Source organism: Emticicia fluvialis (assembly GCF_024793945.1).
Classification (GTDB): Bacteria; Bacteroidota; Bacteroidia; order Cytophagales; family Spirosomataceae; genus Emticicia; species Emticicia fluvialis.
Genome location: NZ_JANUSD010000011.1, coordinates 45052 through 70780, shown reverse-complemented (window position 1 = coordinate 70780; position 25729 = coordinate 45052). Strand labels below are relative to the sequence as shown.

General features: G+C 41.7%; 11 protein-coding genes. 10 read left to right on the top strand and 1 reads right to left on the bottom strand.

The genetic code is table 11. The annotated features are described in order from the left end of the window. The first annotated feature begins 16 nt into the window (after nt 1-16). The 8 genes from NZ848_RS13820 to NZ848_RS13785 all read left to right on the top strand — a co-directional run bounded on the left by NZ848_RS13820 (nt 17) and on the right by NZ848_RS13785 (nt 19846). On the top strand, nt 17-2404 hold the full coding sequence (locus NZ848_RS13820) for an ABC transporter permease (protein WP_259015974.1): 2388 nt from the start codon (nt 17-19) through the stop codon (nt 2402-2404). An 83-nt stretch (nt 2405-2487) separates the two neighbouring features. After that, complete coding sequence (locus tag NZ848_RS13815; protein ID WP_259015972.1) at nt 2488-4875, top strand: ABC transporter permease; 2388 nt, start codon at nt 2488-2490, stop codon at nt 4873-4875. 98 nt (nt 4876-4973) lie between these two features. Then, nucleotides 4974-7340 (top strand): ABC transporter permease, encoded by a 2367-nt coding sequence (locus tag NZ848_RS13810; RefSeq protein WP_259015970.1) that lies wholly within the window; start codon nt 4974-4976, stop codon nt 7338-7340. 84 nt (nt 7341-7424) lie between these two features. Then, entirely contained in the window at nt 7425-9839 is a 2415-nt protein-coding gene (locus NZ848_RS13805; RefSeq protein WP_259015968.1) for an ABC transporter permease, read from the top strand. A gap of 100 nt (nt 9840-9939) precedes the next feature. Further along, the gene (locus NZ848_RS13800; protein ID WP_309600837.1) at nt 9940-12348 is read left to right on the top strand and encodes an ABC transporter permease; all 2409 of its coding nucleotides are present in this window, start codon (nt 9940-9942) and stop codon (nt 12346-12348) included. A gap of 148 nt (nt 12349-12496) precedes the next feature. Next, nucleotides 12497-14896, top strand: a complete 2400-nt coding sequence (locus tag NZ848_RS13795; protein WP_259015966.1) for an ABC transporter permease — start codon at nt 12497-12499, stop codon at nt 14894-14896. A 66-nt stretch (nt 14897-14962) separates the two neighbouring features. Then, on the top strand, nt 14963-17329 hold the full coding sequence (locus NZ848_RS13790; RefSeq protein WP_259015964.1) for an ABC transporter permease: 2367 nt from the start codon (nt 14963-14965) through the stop codon (nt 17327-17329). Between the two features lie 123 nt (nt 17330-17452). Then, the gene (locus NZ848_RS13785) at nt 17453-19846 is read left to right on the top strand and encodes an ABC transporter permease (protein ID WP_259015963.1); all 2394 of its coding nucleotides are present in this window, start codon (nt 17453-17455) and stop codon (nt 19844-19846) included. A gap of 67 nt (nt 19847-19913) precedes the next feature. Here NZ848_RS13785 and NZ848_RS13780 read toward each other — a convergent pair whose 3' ends face one another. Next, a complete protein-coding gene (locus NZ848_RS13780) occupies nt 19914-20423 on the bottom strand; it encodes an META domain-containing protein (protein WP_259015962.1) in 510 nt (169 codons plus the stop codon). Between the two features lie 356 nt (nt 20424-20779). Here NZ848_RS13780 and NZ848_RS13775 point away from each other — a divergent pair, with 356 nt between their 5' ends. Next, on the top strand, nt 20780-23173 hold the full coding sequence (locus NZ848_RS13775) for an ABC transporter permease (RefSeq protein WP_259015961.1): 2394 nt from the start codon (nt 20780-20782) through the stop codon (nt 23171-23173). A 95-nt stretch (nt 23174-23268) separates the two neighbouring features. After that, nucleotides 23269-25698, top strand: a complete 2430-nt coding sequence (locus tag NZ848_RS13770) for an ABC transporter permease (protein ID WP_259015960.1) — start codon at nt 23269-23271, stop codon at nt 25696-25698. Nucleotides 25699-25729: the final 31 nt, after the last annotated feature.

Genomic DNA, 25729 nt, shown 5'->3' with positions numbered 1-25729 from the left:
ACGAATCGGAGGGGCTATGATCCGTAACTACATCAAAATCGCGTTCCGAAATCTTGTTAATAACAAGGTTTACTCATTCATCAACATTATGGGGCTTGCTATAGGTATGGGCGTTGCCATGCTTATCGGGCTGTGGATTAATGATGAGCTGAGCTTTAATAAGTCGTTTGCCAATTATAATAAGCTGGGGCAGACCTACATGCATCAGACCTTTAATGGACAAACAAGCTCTCAGATGTCTATGGCACATCCATTAGGAAAAGAGCTGAGGGAGAAATATCCTGACTTTAAAGATGTGGCGATGGGTAGCTGGGGCGAAATGAATATTCTGGCCTATAAGGAGGCTAAGTTTTCTCGTTTGGGTATGCATGTAGAGCCACAATTTACCAGAATGTTTTCTTTAAAGATGTTGAAAGGAGTGCAGGATGGTTTGGGTGAAATCAATTCGGTGATGATTAATGCATCATTGGCTGAGTCACTTTTTGGCACAGAAGACCCAATCGGAAAAATTGTTAAAATTGATAATAAATCAAATCTGAAAGTTACCGGAGTTTTTGAAGATTTTCCGACTAATTCAGATTTCGCAGAATTAGGCTTACTTACATCCTGGGCCTATTATCTGTCGCAGGAAGCATGGGTAAAAAACGCTGCAGACAGATGGGAGGATAACTCTTTTCAGTGCTTCGTGCAGTTGAATGAGAAAGCAGATTTTGATCAGGTATCAGCAAAAATTAAAGATGTTGTGTTTAACAAGCGCAATAAGGAAGACAGACACACGAAGCCCGTTCTTTTTCTTCATCCGCTAAGTAAATGGCACCTGTATTCTGAATTTAAGAATGGGTTTAATGTTGGTGGACGTATTCAGTTTGTTTGGTTGTTCAGCATCACAGGCATTTTTGTTTTATTGCTGGCCTGTATCAATTTTATGAACCTGAGCACTGCCCGTTCAGAAAAAAGGGCCAAAGAGGTAGGAATCCGAAAGGCAGTAGGTTCTGTTCGTTCCCAATTAGTCAAACAGTTTCTAAGTGAATCAATGCTCATTGTTCTGGTAGCTTTTCTTGTTGCCCTTGTTTTGGTAAATATTTCACTACCCTGGTTTAGTGATTTGGCAAGCAAAAAAATGATTATGCTGTGGGCAAATCCGGTGTTTTGGGCAATCAGTATTGGCTTTGTAATAATTACTGGTTTGTTATCGGGCAGTTATCCTGCCTTGTATCTTTCTTCATTTAAGCCGGTCAGTGTATTAAAAGGAACTTTCAGGGTAGGGCGCTTCGCCTCCATACCGCGCAAAGTATTGGTTGTGGTACAGTTTACGGTGTCAGTAACGCTTATCATCGGTACCATAATCGTTTATCGTCAGATTCAACACGCCAAAGACAGACCGATTGGTTATGACCGCAGCGGATTGATTTACATTGATATGAACACTCCGGATTTATATGGTAAATACAATGTATTAAGGAGTGATTTACTATCAACCGGAGCGGTAGATAACATGGCAGAATCATCAAGCCCTGTTACTGGTGTTTGGGCCGATAACTTTGGTTTCTCCTGGGATGGAATTGCCCCGGGTCTGAATCCTCTTTTTGGTACCATTGCCTGTACACATGATTTTGGTAAAACCGTAGGATTTAAAATGAAAGAAGGCCGGGATTTCTCAAGAGACTTCAAGACAGATTCATCAGGTATTATTTTAAATGAATCGGCAGCCAAAATAATTTCACCAAATAAGGATACTTCTGTAGGTAAGTTTATTAATTGGAATGGTAAAAAATACCAAGTGGTGGGTGTAATAAAAGATATGGTTATGCGGTCTCCTTACGAGCCGGTACTGCCTTCTGTATTTCTTCTGGATTATGATTGGGCAAATGTAGTAACAGTAAAATTGAAAACTGCCATGAGCACCAGCGAGGCATTGAGTAAAGTAGAAACGGTTTTCAGAAAACATAACCCGGGTAGTCCGTTCGATTACAAATTTATAGATCAGGAGTTCGGTAAGAAGTTTGCAGCTGAAGAACGAGTGGGTAAACTGGCTTCTTTCTTTGCGGTTCTGGCTATTTTTATTTCATGTCTGGGTTTATTCGGGCTGGCATCTTTTGTTGCAGAGCAACGCACCAAAGAGATAGGTATCCGCAAGGTATTGGGTGCCTCTGTATCTAATTTATGGACACTGCTCTCAAGAGACTTTGTGCTACTGGTGCTGATTTCCTGCGTGATAGCCATACCAATTGCCTATTATTTTCTGAACGAATGGTTGCAGAAATATGAGTATAGAACTGAGGTATCCTGGTGGATTTTTGCAGTTTCCGGTTTCGGAGCATTAGCCATTACATTACTTACAGTAAGTTTTCAGGCCATTAGGGCAGCATTAATGAATCCGATTAAATCACTAAAAAGTGAATAGCGCCCCCGACCCCTAAAGGGGAGTTAAGGGGAAAAATATTTGTTAACCACAAAACAAGTCCCCCTTTAGGGGCTAGGGGTTGTATGATTAGGAACTACATCAAAATCGCCATCCGGAATTTATTCCGGAACAAGGTATTCAGCCTTATTAATATAGTAGGGCTGTCGTTGGGCTTAGCTGTGTCTACACTTATCCTCTTGTTTGTTTCGCATGAGATAAGCTATGACAAATTTCATAAAAACTACCAGCGAATCTATCAGGTGGGCGCTTCTATGAAAATGGGAGAGCAGGAGTTCCATTTTTCAAATATGTCACTCAGGCTTGGCGGAGCCATTCAGGAGAATACGGCTTCTGTAAAAGAGGTGGGCCGTAAGGCAAAAGCATGGCAAATTACACTGGAAACAGACCCGAAGCACAGATTTACTGAATCGCAGATGATTTTTGCAGATGAGGGTTTCTTCAAGGTTTTCGACTTTAAAATCCTGCAAGGCAATGCATCGTCGCTGGCCAAGCCATATACTGTATTTCTGACTCCCGAAATGGCTAACAAGTATTTTGGTAAGGAAAGCCCCATTGGCAAAACCCTGAAATGGAATAAGAAAACAGACCTTGAAGTGGTGGGTATAGTTGAGAAAGCCCCTTCAAATTCAAGCATCACATATCAGTTTATTGCCTCGCTTCCTACGCATCTGGCAGAAAACAAAAAAGAATATCCTCAGGTTTATACCGATGAAAAACTAAACAAAATTTCTACCGGCGACTACGAAACCTATTTACTGCTTGATGATGCCGGTAACCAGAAAAATGTAGCAAATATCCTTACAAAACTGGCGTCGCAGAGTCCGGATAACAAAGATGTTAACTTTTCGCTCAACTATTTTGTCAATCATTTAGGATTAGACAGTGATAAAATAAGCGACAGACTGATGTATGTCTATATTTTTGCCGGGGTGGCTGTTTTAATATTACTGCTGGCAATAATCAATTTCATGAATCTGGCTACTGCCAGAGCAACCACCAGAGCCAAAGAGGTAGGAGTGCGGAAAGCCATTGGCGCCAATAAGGCAGGGCTGGCTACACAGTTTTATATTGAATCCACATTAACCATTATTATTTCTACTGTTTTAGCTTTTGTACTTTTCCAGATACTGAGGCCTACGTTTTATCAGATTCTTGATTTACAGATTGACACCAGTTTTCTTTACAGTCCGTACTTTCTGTTGTCTTTTGTGGCTGTTTTGCTCAGCAGTATCTTACTGGCAGGTAGTTATCCGGCCATTGTGTTATCAGGCTTTAATCCTATTGAGGTGCTCAAAGGCAGGTTTCAGGGCAAAGGCAATGCGGGTATCAGGCGCACGTTGACTGTATTTCAGCTGGTGGTTTCATCGGTATTGATATTCTGTTCAATTATTATCTTCGGGCAAATCAGAAAAATGCGTGATAAAAATCTGGGGCTTAACAAAGACCAGATAGTTACCATTAATCTGGATGTGCAGGCACGTGGTAAGAATCAGGCAATGCTGAATGATTTAAAACAATTGGATGGCATAGAAGGAGTAGCAGGCTCTAAACAAAGAATTTTTAATGAAGGCTTTAGCCTGACAGGGCTGAACAAAATCGGTTCTAAAGACAATTCAGTTGCATCAATGGTAGGTACCATTGTTTTTGATGTAGACTCTGCCTATGTAAACCTGTTTAAAATGCAGTGGAAAGCGAAGCCCAATAAGTTGCCCAGTGATTTGAAGAACAAAATACTATTGAATGAGGCAGCCGTAAAAGCATTAGGCGGAGAAGCTTCTACAATTAAGAATCTGGAAATGGGAGATAAACAATCCATTGAGGTAGTAGGTGTGTTAAAAGATTTCAACTATCTGAATATCAAAAATGCGGTGAGACCATTGATGCTGAAATTCATTACTGATATGCAGGAATATGACGTTCTGAATATCAGAATCAGTAAGGATGCCGATGCGGTAAGTACATTAGCCCAAATTGAGAAAATATATAACCGCTATAAAGTAGAAGAGCCCTTTACCTATTATTTCGCCGATGATTCGTTTGATGCGCTATTTAAAGCGAAAGACCGCATTGCCAATATATTCGGTGCATTTACCAGTATAGCCATTTTTATTGCCTGTCTGGGTTTGTTTGGGTTGATTACCTTTATGGCCGAGCAAAAAACCAAAGAGATTGGTATCAGAAAAGTAATGGGGGCATCAATATTCCACATTACTTCTTTGCTTTCAAAAGATTTTATGAAACTGGTGCTTGTCTCAGTTCTGATAGCCTCGCCCATTGCTTATTATGCCATGAACAAATGGCTGCAGGATTTTGTGTACCGCATTGAGGTATCGGCATGGGTATTTTTAGCAGGCGGATTGGGTGTGTTGTCTATAGCCATAATAACAGTGGGCTACAGAGCCTTCAGAGCCGCATTGATGAATCCGGTGAAGAGTTTAAAGTCTGAGTAAAGCGCCCCCCGCCCCTAAAGGGGAGCCGGGACGAGTATTTTCCATAACCATTAAACAAGTTCCTTTTTAGGGGGCGGTCCGACGCATCGGAGAGGTATATGATCCGTAACTACTTCAAAATAACGTTTAGAAGCCTCTGGAAAAACAAGCTTTTTTCGTTCATCAATATTGTTGGGCTTGGCCTTGCTATGACCTTCGGGCTTATAGCCCTGATGCAGGTGCAGAATGTTTTTGAGTACGATAATTTCCACCCGTATCCAGGCCGGACATATCGTATTCTTACCGATTTTAAAGATGCTGGCGGGAGGCAAACGGCCTATGCATCGTCTCCTTTTCTGCTGGCCGATAAATTAAAGAATGATTACGGTTTTGTTGAGAAATCGGCAAGAGTGGTACGCTATTTTTCGGGTGATATGAACAACCGCCTGAAGACTATCCGTGTAAATGGCATTTATGTAGACCGTTCGTTCTTTGATATTTTCGGCTTTCCGCTTGAAAGCGGAGCCTATCCGGTGGCAGCCAACACAGTAGTATTGAACAAAGAAACCGCAGTGAAGTTTTTTGGTAGTACCAGCCCCATCGGCAAAACCATTTCTCACCCCGACTACGGTGTATTTACAATTACCGGCGTGTTGAAACCTTATAAATACAGGGGAACACATTTCAGAAGCGATTTGATGGTGTCAATGGCTACTTTTGAGCACTTGAACGCCGATAAGCCCGACCTTAAAAGCTGGACAAAATTCGAAACTTTTACTTTTGTTCTCTTGAATAAAAATGCCAGTGTGGGCGCCTTGAACCGTGCGTTGGTATCGGTGGCAAAGGATAACAGAAAAGATTCGGATTTCGGCAGAAGCACCCATGCTTACAGAGTTCAAGCGCTCAGAGATATTTCTCCAGCTTTTGAGCAGCTGGAAAGAAATGCATACGTTGAAAAAATTTCTGACCAGTTGGTTAATATAATAATGGCATTGGTAGTTGTGTTGCTGGCCGGTTTTAATTACACCAACCTTACGCTGGCGCGGTCGTTAAGCAGGGCCCGTGAGGTTGGCGTCAGAAAGGTTTCCGGAGCTTTGCGTCGGCAACTGGTAAGTCAGTTTCTGGTTGAAGCCGTGGTATTGGCTTTCTTTTCTCTAGTGGTTGCTTATTTCGGTTTTATAGCCGTTAAAGAATACGTTCGTGTTCCGTGGATTGTATGGGAAGTAGAAAACAAATGGATAATGTGGCTCGCTTTCACAGGCTTCACAATTGTTACGGGTGTAATGGCCGGAGTATTCCCGGCGCAGATTCTCTCACGGTTTCAGCCCGCTCAGGTTTTGAAAGGCGAACTCATGCCTGCTTCGTTCGGTAAAATCAATTTTCGTAAAACCTTGATTGTGATTCAGTTGGTGGTAACGCTTGTGTATATGGCGTTAAATCTGGGTATGTATAGTCAGTTTGAATACATGGCTACTGAAAACGGGAATTTTAATCGCAAGGATATTCTCAATATTACCCTGGCCGATACAGATTATAAACTGCTGAAAAATGAGGTTGCAAGGTTATCAGGTATTGAGGCCGTAGGTATGAGTTCTGACGCGTTCGGAAACGGGGCAGGCCAGTATGCCCTTAAAGCCAGACGAACCGACGAAAATTTGCAAGCATCTTACTTTGCGGTTGACAACCGTTTCATCGATAACATGAAACTTACCATAGTGGCTGGTGAGAACCTTCCGGATGCATCTGTCGACTCATCAGGCAACTTTATTTTATTGAATGAAAAAGCAGTGAAACTGCTTCACCTGGGCAGCCCGAACGAGGCAATTGGCAAGATGGTTTTTCTGAATAACCAGACCGAAGCGCTGGTGAGTGGTGTAGTAAAAGACTTTTGCTTTAATAATTATCAGTTTGAGGTAACGCCTGCAGTATTTCAGTATAACCCAAAGCAGTTTCGCCTCATGTCTGTAAAAACTAACCGGGGTGCTGATAAGGCTTCTCTGGAAGCATCAATTAGTAAAATCTGGAAACACTATCAGCCTTATGATGCCATGGTTTATAACTGGTACGAGCAGGAAATGTATGACCGCTATTTCCCGGGCGAAGATATGAAACTCTTCGGCCTTACCACAATAGCTGGCTTTGCGGTTGCCATAATGGGCTTGCTGGGTATGGTTACATACAATACTGAAAAGCGGTGGAAGGAAATTGGAATCAGAAAAGTAATGGGTGCGTCAGAGACCGAGGTAGTGCGTTTGTTGTCATGGGGTTTTCTGAAATTACTCATGATTGCCGGGTTAATTGCCCTACCGTTAGGATACGTATGTAATGCACTGGTTTTAAATATTTTTGTATTTAATCCGGGTGTGCGTTTGGGTTTATTGTTAGGCAGTTTTGCTCTTGTTTTTCTGTTTGCCCTGTTAACCATAGGCATTAAGACCTATCAGGCTGCATTGATGAATCCGGTAAAGAGCTTAAAGGCTGAATAGCAGAATGTTAAAATAACTTAAACGAAATGAGAATGATTAAATGCGGTTTTAACTTTCAGCTTTAATCATCAAAATTTCAAAACTATGTTAAAGAACTATCTGAAAACTTCCTGGCGTAACCTTATGAAACGCAGGTTTTATACATCGGTTACTATTTTCGGTCTTTCGGTCGGAATCACCTTTGCTTTGCTTATAGGCAGCTATGTTTCGAATGAATGGATGGTAAATACTAACCTGAGGAATGTTGAAAACCAGTTTGTGATTCAGAGCAGGTGGGACAAAGAGAACATGGGCTTAGAGTTTACGTCATTAGGGCCCCTGGCTAAAGCATTAAAAGATAATTACCCGGCACTTGTAGAAAACTATTACAGGTTTGATGGTGTAACTACCGTTGTTGCCAGGGCTGACAAGGTTTTCAGAGAAGATATTCAACTGGGCGATTCAACCATTCTGAATATGTATGGATTTGAGCTTTTGCATGGCAATGCAGGCGCTGCGCTGAATCAGCCCAATACTATGGTTATTTCTACCGACCACGCCCTCAAATATTTCGGTAAAACTGATGTTCTGGGCCAGACACTGAGACTGGAGTCTTTTTCAGGCGAGAAGCGCGAGTTTATGATAACAGGGGTTTTGAAAGAAACACCCGCTAACTCGGTAACTAATCTGGTGAATATCAATAACCAATTGCCCGTTCTTATTTCGTTTAGCAGTGCTTCGTTTTTCGGGCGCAATGGCTTTGAGTTCTGGAACAACCCCTACATTGGCAGTTTTATAGAACTGAAAAAGGGAGTTAAAAAAACAGATGTTGAAAAGGCAATGGCACAGCTGATTGCAACCAATGCACCGAAGGAAATCAGTGAGAACCTGCACGCTTACCTCAAACCAGTCAGAATGGCTTATCTCGATGCAAGCAATGGTCTTGTAAAAAAGACCATACTCACATTAAGCCTGGTTGCCTTGTTTATTTTGTTGATGGCGGTTGTCAATTTTGTAAATATATCAATAGGTAACTCGTCGTCAAGATTAAAAGAGATTGGCGTTCGCAAAGTACTAGGCGGAGACAAACAACAGGTGCTTCATCAGTTTTTAACTGAATCGGTACTTATCAGTTTGTTCAGCCTTATCGTTTCGCTAGTGGTTTATGGGTTGTTTCGGCCTTATTTTTCTGAATTGCTCAACAAACCAATGGTGTCGCTCTTTCAGGCATCACCCTATTTTTACCTGGCAGCGCTAGTTTTAAGCTTGCTGATTGGTTTGTTAAGCGGCCTTTACCCCGCTGTTGTGTTGGCCAATCTGCCATCGGTTGATTCAATGAAAGGAAAATTGAAGTCGGTTAAAGAAAATATCTTTTTCAGGCGTGTGCTGCTGGCGTCGCAATTTACGGTGGCTTTGTTTGTTTTTGGTGGGGCAGTGGTTGTTTCGCAACAGGTCAGCTACTTTTTCAATAAAGACCTGGGTTATATTAAAGAATCAGTTTTTTCGGTAAAAGTACCACGAGACTGGTCGGCAGAAGGAGTAAATAAAATGGAAACCATGCGTAATGAGCTGGCCAGGGTTAAAGAAATTAAAGAGGCAAGTTTGTCTTATGAGATACCCGACGGGGCATCCGGCTTTAGTGGTGCAATCTACAGAATAGGGCAAGACTCCACACAGGCCGTTTATGCGCCTACCTTGGTAGCAGATGAAAAATATGCCACCACATACGGCATTACTGTTAAAGAAGGGGAGTTTTTTCAGGCAGAGAACGAAGCCTTTCAGGCCAACAGAATGGTGCTTAACATGGCTGCTGTAAAGGCTTTGGGATTTAAAACGCCTGCAGAGGCCATTGGTAAGCAGGTAAAGATGCACTATTTTCCGGGTGTCTATATCATTGCCGGGGTGGTAAAAGATTTTCATTTTCAGTCGATGCACAGCACTATCGGGCCGGTGGCCTTTATGCAGGTAAAAGACAACCCAATTTACAGGTATTTGTCGTTCAGGCTTAACCCCGGTAATCTGAAAGAAGCCATGGCAAACGTAGAAAATAAATGGAAGCAGCTGATGCCGGATGCACCATTTGAATACACTTTTATGGATGAAACGGTACAGAAGATGTACAGGTCTGAGTTGCAGATGCAGCAGGCTGCACAGATAGCTACCATTTTGGCAATAGTTATTGTTTTGCTGGGTGTACTTGGCATGGTGTCGTTAAACATTGTCAGACGAACCAAAGAAATAGGTATCCGCAAGGTGTTAGGTGCCTCTGGCATTAGTATTACCTATTTGTTTCTGAAAGAATTTATAGTGGTAATGGCGGTAGCAGCATTCATTGCTTTTCCGCTGGCCATTCTGGGCATGAATAACTGGTTGCAGAATTATGCGTACCGTATTAATTTAAGCTGGTTTACGTTTGTGGTTATTGGTGCTGTTTTCGGGGTGCTGATAGCGGCGCTGGTGGGTATCCAGACCCTCAAAGCTGCCAGGTTGAATCCGGTGAAGAGTTTGAAAATTGAATAAAGCCCCCCACCCCTAAAGGGGAGTTGAGGGTGATAACATATATATCTTTTAACTTTAATTCCCCTTTAGGGGTTAGGGGCGCATTATGATACGCAATTACTTGAAAATCGCTTTTAGAAATCTGATTAAACAAAAAGGTTTCACTTTTATCAACATCGCCGGTTTAGCCATAGGACTAACCTGCTTTTTGTTGATTGGTTTGTATGTAAAAGATGAATTGAGTTATGATCGATTCAACAAAAATGCTGACAGTATTTACAGGGTTTCTCGCATTTTTAAGTCGAACGACGGCACTGTGAGCCTGCATCTGGGGCATGTAGCTCCGGCTTTTATGCAGCACTTTCAAACCGACTTCACAGAGGCTGAGCAGATCACACGGTTGTATGGTTTAAATTCGGTAATTTACAGACCAGAGAATATAGAGAAGAAATACCAGGAGCAGCGAATGTATTTTGCTGATGCCAATTTATTAAAAGTATTTTCAATTAACCTGGTATCAGGTAATGCCGATAAGGTGCTGGCTAATCCGTTTACCGTTGCCATTGCTAAACCAATAGCCGAAAAGTATTTTGGTAAAGAAGACCCTATAGGCAAACTATTAAAAATAGAAGGAAAATATGATTTCACTGTCTCGGGGGTATTTGAACCACTGCCAACACAATCGCACTTTCATGCCGACTTCCTGATGGCAATGAGTACGCTGAATGATAAGCGCCTGTATGGTAAGGAGGAAATGAATAATGACTGGGGAGGAAACAATTTTGCTACCTATTTTTTGTTGCCTAAAGGCTATGATATTGCCAGTTTTGAGAAAAGAACCAAGTCTTTTCTTGACCAGCATCTGCCTGTATATGATGGCAGAAAAGGGTCTGAGTATTCTGACCTGAAGTTTCAGAAACTGACAGACATACATTTGTATTCTCATCTTGATTCAGAGCATGAAGCCAACGGCAACATTAAATACGTATATACGTTTTCGGCTATTGCATTCTTTATTCTGCTCATAGCCTGCATAAACTATATGAACCTGGCCACTGCGCGTTCGGCTAGCAGAGCCAAAGAGGTGGGTTTGCGTAAAGTAGTAGGTGCGGTAAGGGCTCAGTTGATAGCCCAGTTTTTAAGTGAATCTCTGCTGGTAACGCTGTTTGCCTTAACCATAGCACTTGTATCAACAGTATTATTGATTCCGGTTCTGAACGACTTTACAGAAAAGAATCTGACTTTTAATGGGTTATTCGATTTTGAGTTTTTAACCTTAATAATCGGAATTATCTTTTTCACCGGCGTTCTGGCCGGAAGCTACCCTGCTTTTTTTCTTACTGCCTTCCAGCCGGTTGAAGTATTGAAGGGAAAAATAAAAAATGCCATGCGGAATGGTCGCCTGCGTGAGGCGTTGGTGGTGATACAATTTTCAATAGCCTGTATTCTGATTATCAGCACAGGTGTGGTGTACAAACAACTGAGCTTTATGCTAAACCAGGACACCGGCTACAAAAAAGACCAGGTGCTGTTGATGCGAGTGGGTAACAGCAACGCTATTGACTTTGAAAGCTTTAAACAGGAACTGAAACGCCAGGCAGGGGTAATGAATGTAAGCCAATCATCAAGAACGCCTACAGGCCGCTTGCTTGATTCGCAAGGAGCAAGAGTAACCAAAGGAGATTCGCTGGCGCCTACAAGCACTGAAATAAAAGCGTTGGCAGTTGACCATGATTATTTGCAGACATACCAGATACCTCTGGCGGCAGGCAGGGATTTTTCAAGAGCATTTAAGTCTGACGACTCAACGGCTTATATTCTGAATGAAGCGGCCGTGAAATCAATCGGATGGAAAAGTAGCAGCGATGCCATTAACGAAATATTTGTTTATGGTGGCAAAAGAGGGCGGGTAATTGGTGTGGTAAAAGACTATCATTTTGAGTCATTGCATCAGAAAATAGTTCCGATGGTGATGTTCATCAATAATGGCAGGCGAAACTGGTTTTCTGTCAAGCTATCGGCCGGAGATTTTCAGTCTACCATAGCAGGCATTGAAAAAACCTGGAAAACCTACGTGCCTGATACGCCTTTTAGTTACCAGTTCTTAGACGAACGATTCAATAATCAGTATAAGGCAGAACAAAAGCAACGCACCTTATTTGTAATTTTTGCAGGTCTTTCAATTTTTATATCCTGCCTTGGTTTGTTTGCATTGGCTGCTTTTATGGCTGAACAGCGCCGGAAAGAGATTGGCGTTCGTAAGGTATTAGGCGCGTCTGTGGGTAGTATTACTTCTTTGCTATCTAAAGACTTTATCAAACCTGTAATGGTATCCATTTTTATAGCCTCGCCTATTGCCTGGTATGCCATGACAAGCTGGCTGACAGACTTTGCCTACAAAGTGGAGATTGAATGGTGGATATTTCCTGCCGCGGGGGGTCTGGCAATTGTCATTGCTATGATTACAGTATGTTATCAGGCTGTATCGGCGGCGTTGATGAATCCTGTGAAAAGCCTGAAGTCAGAATAATGGCGGCGTACATGCCACTTGCGCCCCGAACTTTAAAGGGGGTGAGAAGAGTAGCCATTGAGTGCTATAATACTGCTAACAGGAAGAAAAAAATATTAATAATTTAAAAATCCCCCTGATGGGGGCGGTCCGACGTATCGGAGGGACTATGCTACGTAACTACTTGAAAATTGCCTGGAGAAGTCTGGTAAAAAGCAGACTCTTTACTTTGCTTAACTTGTTGGGTTTAGCCCTTGGGCTTACTGTATCTCTTTTGTTGATACTATATGTAAAAGACGAACTGTCTTTTGATAAGTATCATACCAATGCCGCAAATATTTACCGCATCGGGGTAACGGCTACTTTTGATGGTAAAAGTGCTAAGTGGGCCAATGCCCCCAATGCTGTTGGCCCCAGCCTGAAAAATGAAGTGCCAGAGGTAGTTCAGCAAGCGCGTATTTTGTTGAATGATTACGGGGAAACCGCCTTTGTAAACCTTGGAGATAAGAAATTTACCGAGAAAAAATTGTATTGGGTAGATGGCACCATCTTTGAAATTTTTGATATTAAGCTTCTACAGGGTAACCCCAAAACGGCTTTGCAAGAACCCAATAAAATTGTTTTAAGCCAGGCTACTGCCAAAAAGTATTTTGGTGATGACAACCCTATGGGCAAAATTGTAAAAATTGGCGCCAAATACACAATGGAAGTAACAGGGGTTTACGAAGACCTGCCGCATAATTTTACGTTGGATGCCGAATTGATGGGTTCTTTTAATAGTGTTGAGTGGGCCTCAAAAAACCTTGTGTGGAGCAATTCAAGTTTTGAAACTTACGTGTTATTGAAACCAGGTGCCAGCCAGCAAAAGGTAGAAGCCCAAATGACGGCTTTACTTGAAAAGAACATTCCGGACAAATCAGACCGCTGGTTTAGTTTATGGCTGCAACCCCTAACTGATATCCACCTTAACTCTGCAGACATCACCAATTCCAATACAAAAAGGGCAGGAGATGCCGCCCAGGTAAAGATACTGTCCATTCTTGCTTTGGTGGTATTGGTAATTGCTTGTATTAACTATATGAATCTGTCTACGGCGCGTTCGCAGAAAAGATTTAAAGAAGTGGGTATTAATAAAACAATAGGCGCCACCAACGCCCAATTGATTGGCAGGTTTTATACTGAAACCCTCTTGACAGTCTTGCTGGCCCTTATATTAGGGCTTGTTATTCTGGTGTTAATGATGCCATTTTTTAATGACATCGCCGGTAAAGAGTTATCAGTAAGAGATGTTTTTACACCTGAAGTGGGGCTGGGTTTATTGGCAATTTTTACGTTCGTTACGTTTGTGTCAGGGTCATATCCGGCTTTTTACCTGTCTTCATTTGCTCCTAAAAGTCTTTTGCAGGCACCTGTTAGCCGTAAAACCGGAGCCGGATTATTCCGCCAGTCGCTGGTGGTTATTCAGTTTTCAGCCTCCATAATTCTGATAATCTGCACCTTTATTTTTTTCCAGCAACTTAGGTTTATTCAAAACAAAAAGCTGGGGTATAACCCGGAGCAGGTGGTAGCCGTGATGACCTCAGCAGCTGAGAATAAAGAACAGATAGATGCTTTGATTAATAACTATAAAGATTTAAGCAATGTGCTGGAGATTGCACGCGCGCAGGCTTATCCGGGTACTGGCGGTAGCGGCCGCAGCATGAGTAAAGTAAATAATCCTAATGAATCTTTTGCAGTGCGCACCAACCGAGTAAACGGCGATTTTGCAAAAGTACTGAACCTCAAATTCGTTGCAGGCAAAACGCTGCCACTTACCAAAGCAGAAAAAGACACAACGGTGCAGATTGTTGTGAATGAAACAACTGTCAAACTGTTGGGTTATAAAACCCCACAGGATGCCATCGGAAAGTTTTCAGAAGATTTGTTCTGGAACCGCAAGGCCGAAATTGTGGGTGTGGTAAGAGACTTTCACTATGATTCTTTCCATCAGCCTATCGGGTCTTATGTTTTTCATAATAATGACACCGAGTCAAGGCCATACGTACTCGTTAAAATAAATACAGGTAATGTTGAGCAGACCATGAAACAACTGGAAGCTACTTTCAAAAAAAGTATACCTAGTTCAGCATTTGAATATCTTTTTCTGGACCAGTACCTGAACACATTATATGCATCAGAAACGCAAACGGCCAGAGTGGTATTTGTTTTTTCTGGTCTGGCTATACTTATTGCCTGTCTGGGGCTTTTTGGTCTGGCAGCTTTTACAGCAGAGCAGCGAACCAAAGAGATTGGTATCCGTAAGGTTTTAGGGGCTTCGGTAGCCGGCCTGACCACATTGATATCGAAAGATTTTATGAAACTGATAGTAGTTGCTGTAGTAATAGCCAGCCCCATTGCCTGGTATTTTATGAATAGCTGGTTGAAAAACTTTGCTTATCAGGTAACTATCCAATGGTGGGTATTTGTGGTTACTGGTCTCTTAGCTACTCTGATTGCGCTTCTTACCGTAAGTTATCAGGCTATCAAAGCAGCATTGGTGGATCCGGTGAAATCGTTGAAAACGGAGTAAATGGAGCATGAGAAAAAGACAAGGGAAAACATAAAAAGCACTTTTGCTTTTTCTAAAACTAATAATATGAAACTAAATTTTATATTAAGAGTACTGGTTAGAAACAGACTCTTCACCTTTCTGAATGTGTTCGGTCTGGCTTTGGGCATGGCCGGTGGGATACTGGTTTTTCAATTGGTGAAATACCATTTAAGTGTTGATACCTATCATAAAAATGCAGACCGGATTTATAGAGCAGTGGTTGACCTGCATCTGGAAGATGGCAGCATAGAAAAAGAAAAGGGTAGTGCCTATCAATTGCATCAGACCTGGGCGAAGGAGTATCCGGCCATTGAAAAAACTACATATCTGGCGCATCAACCATTGACAATTTCGGTTGCAAGAAATGGGGAAGTCAGGAAATACGCAGAGCGGGAATCGGCTGCTTTTACCAATGCCGACTACTTTAAGATATTTGATTATGAGTGGAAGGCAGGTAAGCCCGAGGTACTTGAGAATCCTAATCAAGTGGTAATTACGGAGCGATATGCCCGGAAGTTTTTCGGAAATGATAACCCTTTGGGAAAGGTTATTAAACTTGAAAGTAAACAGGAAGTTGTGGTGGCGGGGGTACTGAAAGATTACCCGGCCAATACGGATTTGAAAACCGATATTTTTGTTTCACTGCCTACATTGAAAATCCTTGTGCCTGAATATGGCTACCAAGACTGGGGTTGGATTGACAGCAGCAGGGAAACCTTTGTGATGCTGCGCTCGAAGGAATTAAAGAATAAGCTTGAAAGTCAGATGCCTGCTTTTTCTAAAAATTATTATGGCGCAGACTCAGAAATATTCAGGTATCATCTACAAGATTTATCTGATATTCACTTTAACATCGACTATGACGGAAAAATCAGGAAATCAACCATCCATTTGCTGATAGGTATCGGATTGCTAATGGTGGTTATTGCCTGTATCAATTTCATTAATCTTTCAACGGCGCAATCTTTTAAACGACACAAAGAAGTAGGGGTAAGAAAAACTTTGGGCAGTTCACAAGCCCAAATTTTCTGGCAGTTTATTAGTGAAACCACATTGTTAGCTTTGTTTTCCGGCATACTGGCAGTAGTTATCGCCTTCGTAGCTGCTCCTTTACTTGCTCAATGGTTAGCTACCCCTGTTCACATTAGCCTGTTCTCTGACCTCACCCTAATTGGTTTCATGGCTCTTCTGCTGGCGGCCGTTGTTTTTATGGCCGGGTTTTATCCGGCACTTATCATTGCCAATTTTCAGCCTTTAAAGGCATTGAAAAATGTCACTGAGTTGCCTAAGAAATTTACACTTCGCAAAGGGTTGGTAGTAATACAATTCAGCATTGCCTGCATATTGATAGCGGTGTCTATGCTGGTTGTGTTGCAGCTTGATTACCTGGAAAATAAAGATCTGGGCTTAAGAAAAGACCTGATTCTGCAAGTAAATATTCCGGATGCTGAAACCGGCAAACTTAGAACACTTAAAAACCAATTGCTTCAACAGGCAAATGTAAGCTCTGTGTCTTTCTTTCGCACTGCGCCAACTTCGCAGACCGGTAGTGGCGGAAGCATCAGATTTGAAAACAGAGACTGGGAGAAATTTGTGGCAAGGTCTAAAATAGCTGATGAAGCCTATATTGATACCTATGGCATCAAGCTAATCAGCGGCCGTAAGCCTGTTGCTTCTGACACCCTGCGAGAGTTACTGGTGAATCAGAAAATGGTAAAAGATTTAGGATTGAAATCAGCCGATGAAATTCTGAACAGAAAACTATTGGTAGGCGACCACAACAAAACCGGAGCCATAGTAGGCGTAGTAGCCGATTTTAATAATACCGACCTCTATTCGGGCATTGAGCCCACGGTTATCTTTTCGTCAAGAGCGCATTATCGTAAGGTAGCTATTCAGCTAAAATCCTTTGACCAGTCAACCCTGAAAAAAGTTGCCGGATTATGGGAGAAATTGTACCCAGACAACGTTTTTGAATACACTTTTTTTAATGAAGACGTGGCGAGTTTTTATGAGCGCGAAGAACTAATCAGTAACCTTACCAAGACCTTTGCCACGCTGGCAGTTTTCATTTCTTGCCTGGGTTTGTTTGGTCTGGCTACATTTTCTATCAGGCAGCGCACCAAAGAGATTGGCATCAGAAAAGTACTGGGCGCTTCGGTATTTGGTATCACCACTTTGCTTTCGCTCGATTTTCTGAAACTGGTGCTAATTGCTCTTGTGGTGGCCGTACCTGTTGCTTATTACTTTATGGCGCAATGGCTACAGGATTTCGCCTATCGAGTATCTATTGAGTGGTGGATATTTGCAGCCACCGGAGCCGTAGCGATTCTGATTGCCATCATGACTGTCAGTTTTCAGGCTGTAAAGGCAGCATTGATTAATCCGGTGAAGAGTTTGAAATCAGAATAAAACATGCCCCTAACCCCTAAAGGGGGACTACAAAAATACTGAGGTTTTTAATAGCTCCCCTTTAGGGGTGGGGAGCAGAAATTCATTATTCAATTTTAAATTCCCTTTAGGGGTTAGGGGCTTATGTTAAAAAACTACTTTAAAATCGCCATCCGTAACCTTTTTCGCAATAAGGTTTACAGTTTTATTAACATTGCGGGGCTCAGCATCGGTCTTGCAGCGGCTATGCTTATTATGCTTTATACCAAAGATGAAGTAAGCTACGACCGTTTCCATGCCAACCAAGCCAGTATCTACCGGGTTACTACCGAATGGATTAATCCGGATGGCAGCGTGAAACAGTCAGACGGTGTAACGGGGTATTTTCAAGGCCCTAAGTTTAAAGCAGGTGTGCCTGAGATTCAGTCGTTTATGCGTTTACGCAGTGATTTCCGGAATATCCGTCAGGGTAACGAAATAAAAGGGTATGAATTATTAGCGGCCGACGCTAACTTCTTTTCTGTGTTTTCTTTCCCTTTGCTAAGTGGAAATCCCAAAACAGCATTGATACAGCCTAACACTTTAGTTATTTCAGAGCAAATGGCAGAAAGACTGTTCAAAACTAAAGATGTGATGGGTAAAACTATTGATTTTGTAGAGGATAACAAACTGGTGCCTTACCAGATAACGGGGGTGGCAAAAAAAGCGCCGCAAAACTCTTCTATTAAGTTTGATTTTCTGCTGCCTTTAGTTGTAGAAAATGAAGAATACCAGAATAGCGATAACTGGTTCAATTTCTTTCTTAATACATTTGTGGTACTTAAGCCGCATGCCAATGTGGTATCAGCAGAGGCTAAAATGAAACGGGTTTATGAGGCAGATGCAAAAGAGAGTATTCAGAAAATGGCCAAAGAGTTTGATGTAAAAGAAAATGCCAGATACGCCCTGCAACCATTGGCCGACATGCACCTGAGTACTACATTTGCTGCCCAGAATGGTTTGTCTGATGCCAGCAACCCTACTTTTTCTTATATCCTTACAGGCATTGCTATTTTTATATTATTAATAGCCTGCATCAACTTCATTAACCTTACAGTAGCCCGTTCGTTGAAACGCGCCAAAGAAATTGGAATAAGAAAAGTAGTTGGCGGCGACAGAAAACAACTGATTTTTCAGTTTTTGGGCGAGTCTTCCATACTTTGCCTGATAGCCTTTGTGCTGGCAGTATTTATTGTGCAGATGGTGTTGCCTACCTTCAATCAATTAGCAAATAAGTCTTTGGCTTTCTCCTATTTATTTGACATCAGGCTGATATCAGCCTATGTCATACTATTTGCCATAACAAGTCTGCTGGCTGGGTTTTATCCGGCGCTTGTGCTGTCTGGATATGACCCGGTGAGAACCTTATACAGCCGATTTAACCTGACAGGAAAAAACTATCTGCAAAAAACATTGGTGGTGGTGCAGTTTAGTTTGGCTTCGTTTCTGATTATTGCTACCATGACCATCTATTCGCAATTCAATTACCTGACAACCAAAGAGTTGGGGTATGACGATAAAAATCTGATATTGGTTGACAAGTGGCTTTTAACTCACAGCCAGTCGGCTTTGTTTATCAACGAATTGAAGAGTGACCCGAATATTATTGAGGTAGCACCCAAAAACGCAGGTTCGTGGGGTACAATAGCGAAAGTGAACGGCGATACACAGATTGATTTTGCCTATGAAACAGTTAATCATGTTTTCTTGCCTTTAATGAAGATACCCGTTCTGAAGGGGCGAAATTTCTCTCCTGATTTTCCATCTGATTCAACAAAATCGGTCATTGTGAATGAAGCCTTTGTGAAAAAAGCAGGCTGGAAGAATCCACTAGGGCAGGAAGTTAATTTCTATAACAGCAACGATAAGTACACGGTAATAGGAGTTGTAAAAAACCACCATTTTAATTCACTGAGCCAGGAGATTGGGCCACAATTATTTACCATGAAACCCGGTAATGTATACGGTAGAATATTTATCAAAATTAAGCCGGGGTCTGCAGTAGCCAGCCTGAAACATATAGAGAAGACTTTCAAAAAGCTATTCCCGATTAACTCTTATGATTTTAAGTTTCAGGAAGCCGAAAACCTGAAAAACTATGAATCAGAAGCAAAATGGAAACAAATTATGCTTTTTGGCGCTGCGCTTACCATTTGTATTTCCTGCATAGGTTTGTTTGGCCTGGCCACTTTGTCGGCAGAGAAACGTACCAAAGAAATTGGTATCCGTAAAGTGTTAGGTGCTTCGGTAAGTAGTATAGTGCAATTATTGTCTTCTGACTTCCTGAAACTGGTGGGTCTATCATTTATTTTTGCGTTCCCAATCGCTTTTTTGGCCGCACAAAAATGGCTCGAAAACTACCCGTATCGCATTTCTATTAACGCATATATATTTATAATAACGGCAATGGTAACCATTGCTGTGGCGCTTTTAACTGTAGGTGGGCAGGCCATCAGAGCGGCATTGATGAACCCGGTGAAGTCGCTGAAAGCAGAATAACAGCCGGAAAAACGGACAAAAAAAGGCAATGGAAAACCCCACTGCCTTTTTTAATTTGTTTCAGACCTTATCTTTTCTTAAAAAACATAACTTCTTTTACCGGATTACCCACCTGTATTTGTACTTGTTGGGTTTCAAAAACTATGCTAGTGGCTTCCTGCAGATTTTTGAAATACTCAGCCTCAGCTTTATTGGCTTCTTCGCTACCTGCCATCTCGGTAGCTATCAGTTCTTTAATTTTCAGGGCACCTGTTTTTTCATCGCAGGTATAACCGGCACCATACATATTTACAAAACTATAGCCGCTCACATACAATTGAGTGGGGTTGTCTGGGGCTTTACCAATATCCATACCCATTTTATCAGAACCGGCAGTTTTGCTTACCTGGTATCCTGCAAAATAATAAAAAGTCTCTGAGCGTGGATTAACAGGGTCTTTGCCAGACTTAGGCGCATTCGGGTTGAGCATGCCAGTACCGGGCTTACCTGATAAATCACTACCCGCCATATCTTCTGCTTCATTTTTGCAAGCCATCGCCACGGTCAGAAAGCCAAATAGTAGCATTAATTTTTTCATAAATAAATAGATTAACGTTTCAATGATACAGACTCTTCTGCCCCCGAAATGGTTGGAAAATCTTCCTGAAATTTATTTATAGTGAGGCAGTTGCGTAAAATTGTATAATGTTATTTGTGTTCTGATAAAAGCTTAAATCTTTTAAGTGAGCCTTTCGGGTATAAGTGCAGCAGTTTATGCCCAAAAAAATGGAGTGAAAACAAAGAAAAGGGCCTGTCCGACAGCGTACTAAATTCGTCCGAAAACGGACAGATTATTTGAGTTTGATTTCCTTTAATATGCTTATTATAAGTTGTTTAAGTTTTTGGCATGGCTTTGGTTATTTAATAATTACAATACAAAATTATGAAAAAACTATGTTTAAAAACTATCTTAAAATAGCAATAAGGAATCTGCAACGAAACAAGGTATATGCCACCATCAATATACTGGGGTTGGCGTTGAGTATGAGTTGCGGAATCCTTATTTTTGCTTTGGTGAAACACCATCTTAGTTTTGATAACTTCCATTACAACTCAAGCCGCATTTACCGCCTTGTTACCGAACAACACCGCGACAACATAAGCTATGCCAACAGCGTACCCAATCCGCTTGGAAAGGCATTTAGAAATGATTACACATTTGGTGAGAAAGTTGCACGCATCTGCACCTTTGATGAACAACTGATTACCGTGAAACAGGGTGGAGAAATTAAAAAATTTAAAGATGAACAAGGTGTAGCCTTTACCGAACCTGAGTTTTTTGAGATTTTTAATTATCCGCTTTTGCAGGGCGATAAAAAGACAGTTTTAAGTGAGCCCAATACGGCGATTCTTACCGAAAGAGCTGCCAAAAAGTATTTTGGCAATGAGAGCCCTATCAACAAAACCTTTAAGCTCGATAACCGAATTGAGTTTAAGGTTACCGGGGTGCTTAAAGATTTGCCAGCTAATAGCGACAGAAAAACCGAGATTTATGCATCTTACCCAACCCTTAAAACATACAATGAATGGTTTGCCAGTGATGACTCCTGGGGGGGTATTGCCAGTTCAATGCAATGTTTTGTTTTGATGCGCCCTGGTGTTTCTATTGCAGAGGTAGAAAAAGTAATGCCGGCATACGTGAAAAAATACCGCCCAACGTCTAAAAACGTGCATCATTACAAATTTCAGCCATTGGCCGAAATGCACTTTGATGCGCGCTACGGTGGCCCAATGGACAAGAAAAATCTATGGGTGTTATCGTTCATAGGCTTGTTTCTGATAATTACGGCTTGTGTAAACTTCATTAACCTGGCAACGGCACAGGCTTTAAAACGTTCAAAAGAAGTAGGCGTAAGAAAAGTACTGGGCAGCTTAAGATATCAACTTTTCTGGCAGTTTATTGCCGAAACCGGTATAATAACCATCATTGGCGCAATTGTGGCCATCAGCCTGGCTTTCATGGCTTTGCCTTACGTTAACCTGTGGTTTAATTCTCAAATCAGTATCAATTTCTTCTCAGATGTTTATCTGATACTCTTTGCCTTCTTATTGGTATTAGTAGTTACAATTTTTTCCGGTTCGTATCCCGGCCTTATTCTTGCCGGCTTCCAGCCTGTTCTCGCTCTTAAAGGAAAACTATCACAACAAAACATTGGTGGTTTTAACACACGACGCACCCTTATCATTACCCAGTTTGCTATCTCGCAGGTTTTAATTATTGGTATGGTAGTTATTGCCAGCCAGATGAAATATGCCCAGCATTCTGACCTCGGCTTTAAAAAAGATGCACTGGTATTTGTTCCCATTGCCTCTGGTACAGAGGCAAATAAACAAAAAACAATCAGGAATCAGCTGGCTGCGCTAAACGGCGTAGAAAACGTTTCATTGTTTTTTCGCCCTCCGGCTTCCAGCTCAAACTGGAACACATCTGTTAAGTTTGATAACCGCACAGAAGACGAGGTTTTCAGAGTAAACGTAAAATCGGCTGACGACCAATACGTGCCTACGTTCGGGTTAGAATTGGTAGCTGGCAGAAATGTTTTTCCGGCGGATAGCATGAAAGAGTGCCTGGTCAATGAAACATTTGTGAAAAAGCTGAATTTTAAATCGCCACAGGAAGTAATAGGTAAAATTGTTAAGCTGAATGACGGCCGGAGCAGCGGCCCCATAGTAGGTGTGATAAAAGATTTTCATGACAGAACGTTCCATGAAGATATCAATCCTATACTTATTACTACCTTGCAAGAAAACTACGATAGCTATGGCCTGAAACTGAATATAGCCAATGCTCAGCAAATAATGCCGGAAATTGAAAAGATATGGGCCAAACACCACCCTGACCAGATTTACGAATATCAGTTTTATGATAAAGTAATAGCTGAGTTTTATGAAACAGAAAATGTGATGCTGAAATTGATTCAGGCGTTTTCAGGAATCGCCATTTTTATTGGGTGCCTGGGTTTATATGGTATGGTGGCGTTTATGGTTACGCAGAAAACCAAAGAAATTGGCATCAGAAAAGTTTTGGGTGGCACAATACCGCAGATTATCTGGATATTCGGAAAAGAGTTTTCCGGTCTTATTTCTGTAGCTTTCATCATTGCCTCACCATTTGCCTGGTGGTTAATGAATAGCTGGCTGCAAGACTTTAAGTTTCATATAGATATAGGCGTTGAAGTATTTATAATAGCCATTGTCTCCACATTTGTGGTAGCTGCTTTAACGGTGGGGTATCAGGTGTTAAAAGCCGCGTTGATGAATCCGGTGAAGTCGCTGAAAAGTGAATAACACGCCGCGCGGCGGCCGCCCAACCCCTAAAGGGGAGTTGAGTGAAATACTTTCTGTAATTTTAAATAAATCCCCCTTTAGGGGCTAGGGGCACCATGATACGTAATTATTTCAAAATCGCTTTTCGGAACCTGGTTCGGAACAAGATTTACAGCTTTGTCAACATTGTGGGCCTGGCTATGGGTATTACCGCTTTTTTATTCATTCTTGAATATATCAGTCTGGAGAAAAGCGTCAATAACTTCCATAAAAATCTGTCAAGTACTTATCGTTTGCTTAATGAAGATATCCACGGTGTCACCTGGGCCGAAATAGAGCCGGGCTGGGCATTGAAAGCCAAAGAGAATTTTCCGGAGGTGAAAGATTTTTGTCGATTCGAACAGGGTATAACCAAGGGTGTGGTCAGGAGGTCTGTTGCAAATGCCGAGGCATTCCGCGAAGCCAACATCAGTTTTGCTGAAAGCAACTTCTTCGATTTTTTTACCTTTCCGTTGGTGGCAGGTAGTAAAAAGGCGCTTCAAAAACCCAATACTGTCTTTATTTCTGAATCCACCGCCAGAAAGTATTTCGGAACCCTCAACCCATTGGGGCAGGTACTTGTGCTTGATAATCAGTTTGGGTCTTCATCTCATACCATAGAGGGGGTTTTTATGGATATGAAAGACAATTCTGACATCAGATTAGATATGGTTTTCTCTTTAGAAACGTTAAAGAATCCTGCCAATCTGAAAGGCAACAACTGGGCTACATTAACTAATCTGGACTCGCAGTATATCAACACATTTTTTCAGTTGAACGACGGAGTAAATGTTAAAGCCTTTGAAAATAAACTTACTGCCTTACGGAAGAAACTTGGCAAAGAAAACGATGGTGTACGCTTTCGTTTACAGCCGTTGGCCAACGTTCATCTGGCTGCCTCATTAAGTGATAACCTTCAAACCACGGGTAACCTCAAGTATGTGTACATGCTGGGCGGAATAGCCTTTCTTATTTTATTAATTGCCTGGTTTAATTACATCAACCTTTCAACGGCCAATTCTTTAAAAAGAGCCAACGAAGTGGGTGTAAGAAAAGTAATTGGCGCTACTCAGTTTAACCTTATCAGCCAGTTTCTGGGAGAGGCATTGTTGGTTAATCTGTTAGGATTTACTTTAGCAGCCGTATTTGTTTATTCTCTTCAGCCATTTTTTAATGATTTAATAGGGAAAGAACTATCGTTTACAACTATTGATTTCTCGCTGGTTTCAGTTGCCGGGCTTGGTTTGTTGTTGGTTGGTTCTGTTCTGGCCGGGGCTCTTACGGCTTTTGTATTGTCTAATTTCAACCCGATTGAAACCCTGAAAGGCAAACTGGGCAGGCAGTCAAAAGGTATATTTCTTCGTAAGGCATTAGTGGTTTCTCAGTTCAGTATATCTATTATGCTTATTTTAGGCACAGTGCTTATCTATCGCCAGTTGCATTATATGCAAAACAAAGATTTAGGCATGAACAGCCACCAGCTTCTGGTAGTAAAAGGCCCCGAGGTAGGTAAAGACAGTACGTATGGTACCCGAAAAACCGCATTTATTGATGGCCTTGCCCAGCAAAGCTTTGTTAAAGATTATTGTGCTTCAGGCTCAATACCCAGCGGTTGGTATAATTTTACAACCTCTGGCTTTACACAGCCTAAATCTAAACCCGGCGATGAAATGAAAGCCTATTCATTTGCCATAATAGGAGACAGATTCCTGAAAACGTATCAGATTGAACTAAAAGCCGGCCGAAACTTTACCCCTGCCGAATGTTATCTGGACTGGAACGATAACAGCAAAATACTGCTCAACGAAAAAGCGGTAGAGTCTTTAGGCTTTGCTTCGGCAGAAGAGGCTGTTCAGAAGCGTATTCAGTGGGACGAGCGCCCATTGGAAATTATTGGAGTTGTAAAAAACTACCATCATACCGGTGTGCAAAGAACCATAGACCCGATTATTTTCTATCCGCAAAATTCATCAGCCTATTACACGCTTCGTATTACGCCAGATAATATAAATGCCAAGGTAGCAAGTCTTGAAAAACTCTATAAAGCTAATTTCCCGGGTAATCCTTACGAATATTTTTTTATTGACGAAAACTTCAATAAACAGTATCAGACAGAGCAACAGTATAGTAAAATATTTACCACGGCTTCTGGCTGGGCAATTATCATAGCTTGTCTTGGGTTGTTTGGGCTGGCCACATTTACTACCGAAAGCCGCACTAAAGAAGTGGGCATTCGTAAGGTGCTGGGGGCAGGCGTTTTAGGTATTACAGCCTTGCTTAGCAAAGACTTTATAAAACTGGTAGTTATTTCAATTGTAATTGCCAGCCCGGTTGCTTATTACCTTATGAGCCAATGGCTGGAGAATTTTGCCTACAAAGTAGATATTTCATGGTGGATATTTGCCGTATCAGGTGCAGGTGCTATTCTGATTGCATTAATAACAGTAGGGTATCAGGCAGTAAGAGCGGCATTAGCCAATCCGGTTCAATCTTTAAAGTCAGAGTAAAAAAACACCACCAACCCCAAATGGGGAGTTG

Excerpts from the sequence above, each read along its gene's own strand:
- NZ848_RS13820 (WP_259015974.1), top strand. The coding sequence starts at position 17 with ATGATCCGTAACTACATCAAAATCGCGTTCCGAAATCTTGTTAATAAC.
- NZ848_RS13815 (WP_259015972.1), top strand. The coding sequence starts at position 2,488 with ATGATTAGGAACTACATCAAAATCGCCATCCGGAATTTATTCCGGAAC.
- NZ848_RS13810 (WP_259015970.1), top strand. The coding sequence starts at position 4,974 with ATGATCCGTAACTACTTCAAAATAACGTTTAGAAGCCTCTGGAAAAAC.
- NZ848_RS13805 (WP_259015968.1), top strand. The coding sequence starts at position 7,425 with ATGTTAAAGAACTATCTGAAAACTTCCTGGCGTAACCTTATGAAACGC.
- NZ848_RS13795 (WP_259015966.1), top strand. The coding sequence starts at position 12,497 with ATGCTACGTAACTACTTGAAAATTGCCTGGAGAAGTCTGGTAAAAAGC.
- NZ848_RS13790 (WP_259015964.1), top strand. The coding sequence starts at position 14,963 with ATGAAACTAAATTTTATATTAAGAGTACTGGTTAGAAACAGACTCTTC.
- NZ848_RS13785 (WP_259015963.1), top strand. The coding sequence starts at position 17,453 with ATGTTAAAAAACTACTTTAAAATCGCCATCCGTAACCTTTTTCGCAAT.
- NZ848_RS13780 (WP_259015962.1), bottom strand. The coding sequence starts at position 20,423 with ATGAAAAAATTAATGCTACTATTTGGCTTTCTGACCGTGGCGATGGCT.
- NZ848_RS13775 (WP_259015961.1), top strand. The coding sequence starts at position 20,780 with ATGTTTAAAAACTATCTTAAAATAGCAATAAGGAATCTGCAACGAAAC.
- NZ848_RS13770 (WP_259015960.1), top strand. The coding sequence starts at position 23,269 with ATGATACGTAATTATTTCAAAATCGCTTTTCGGAACCTGGTTCGGAAC.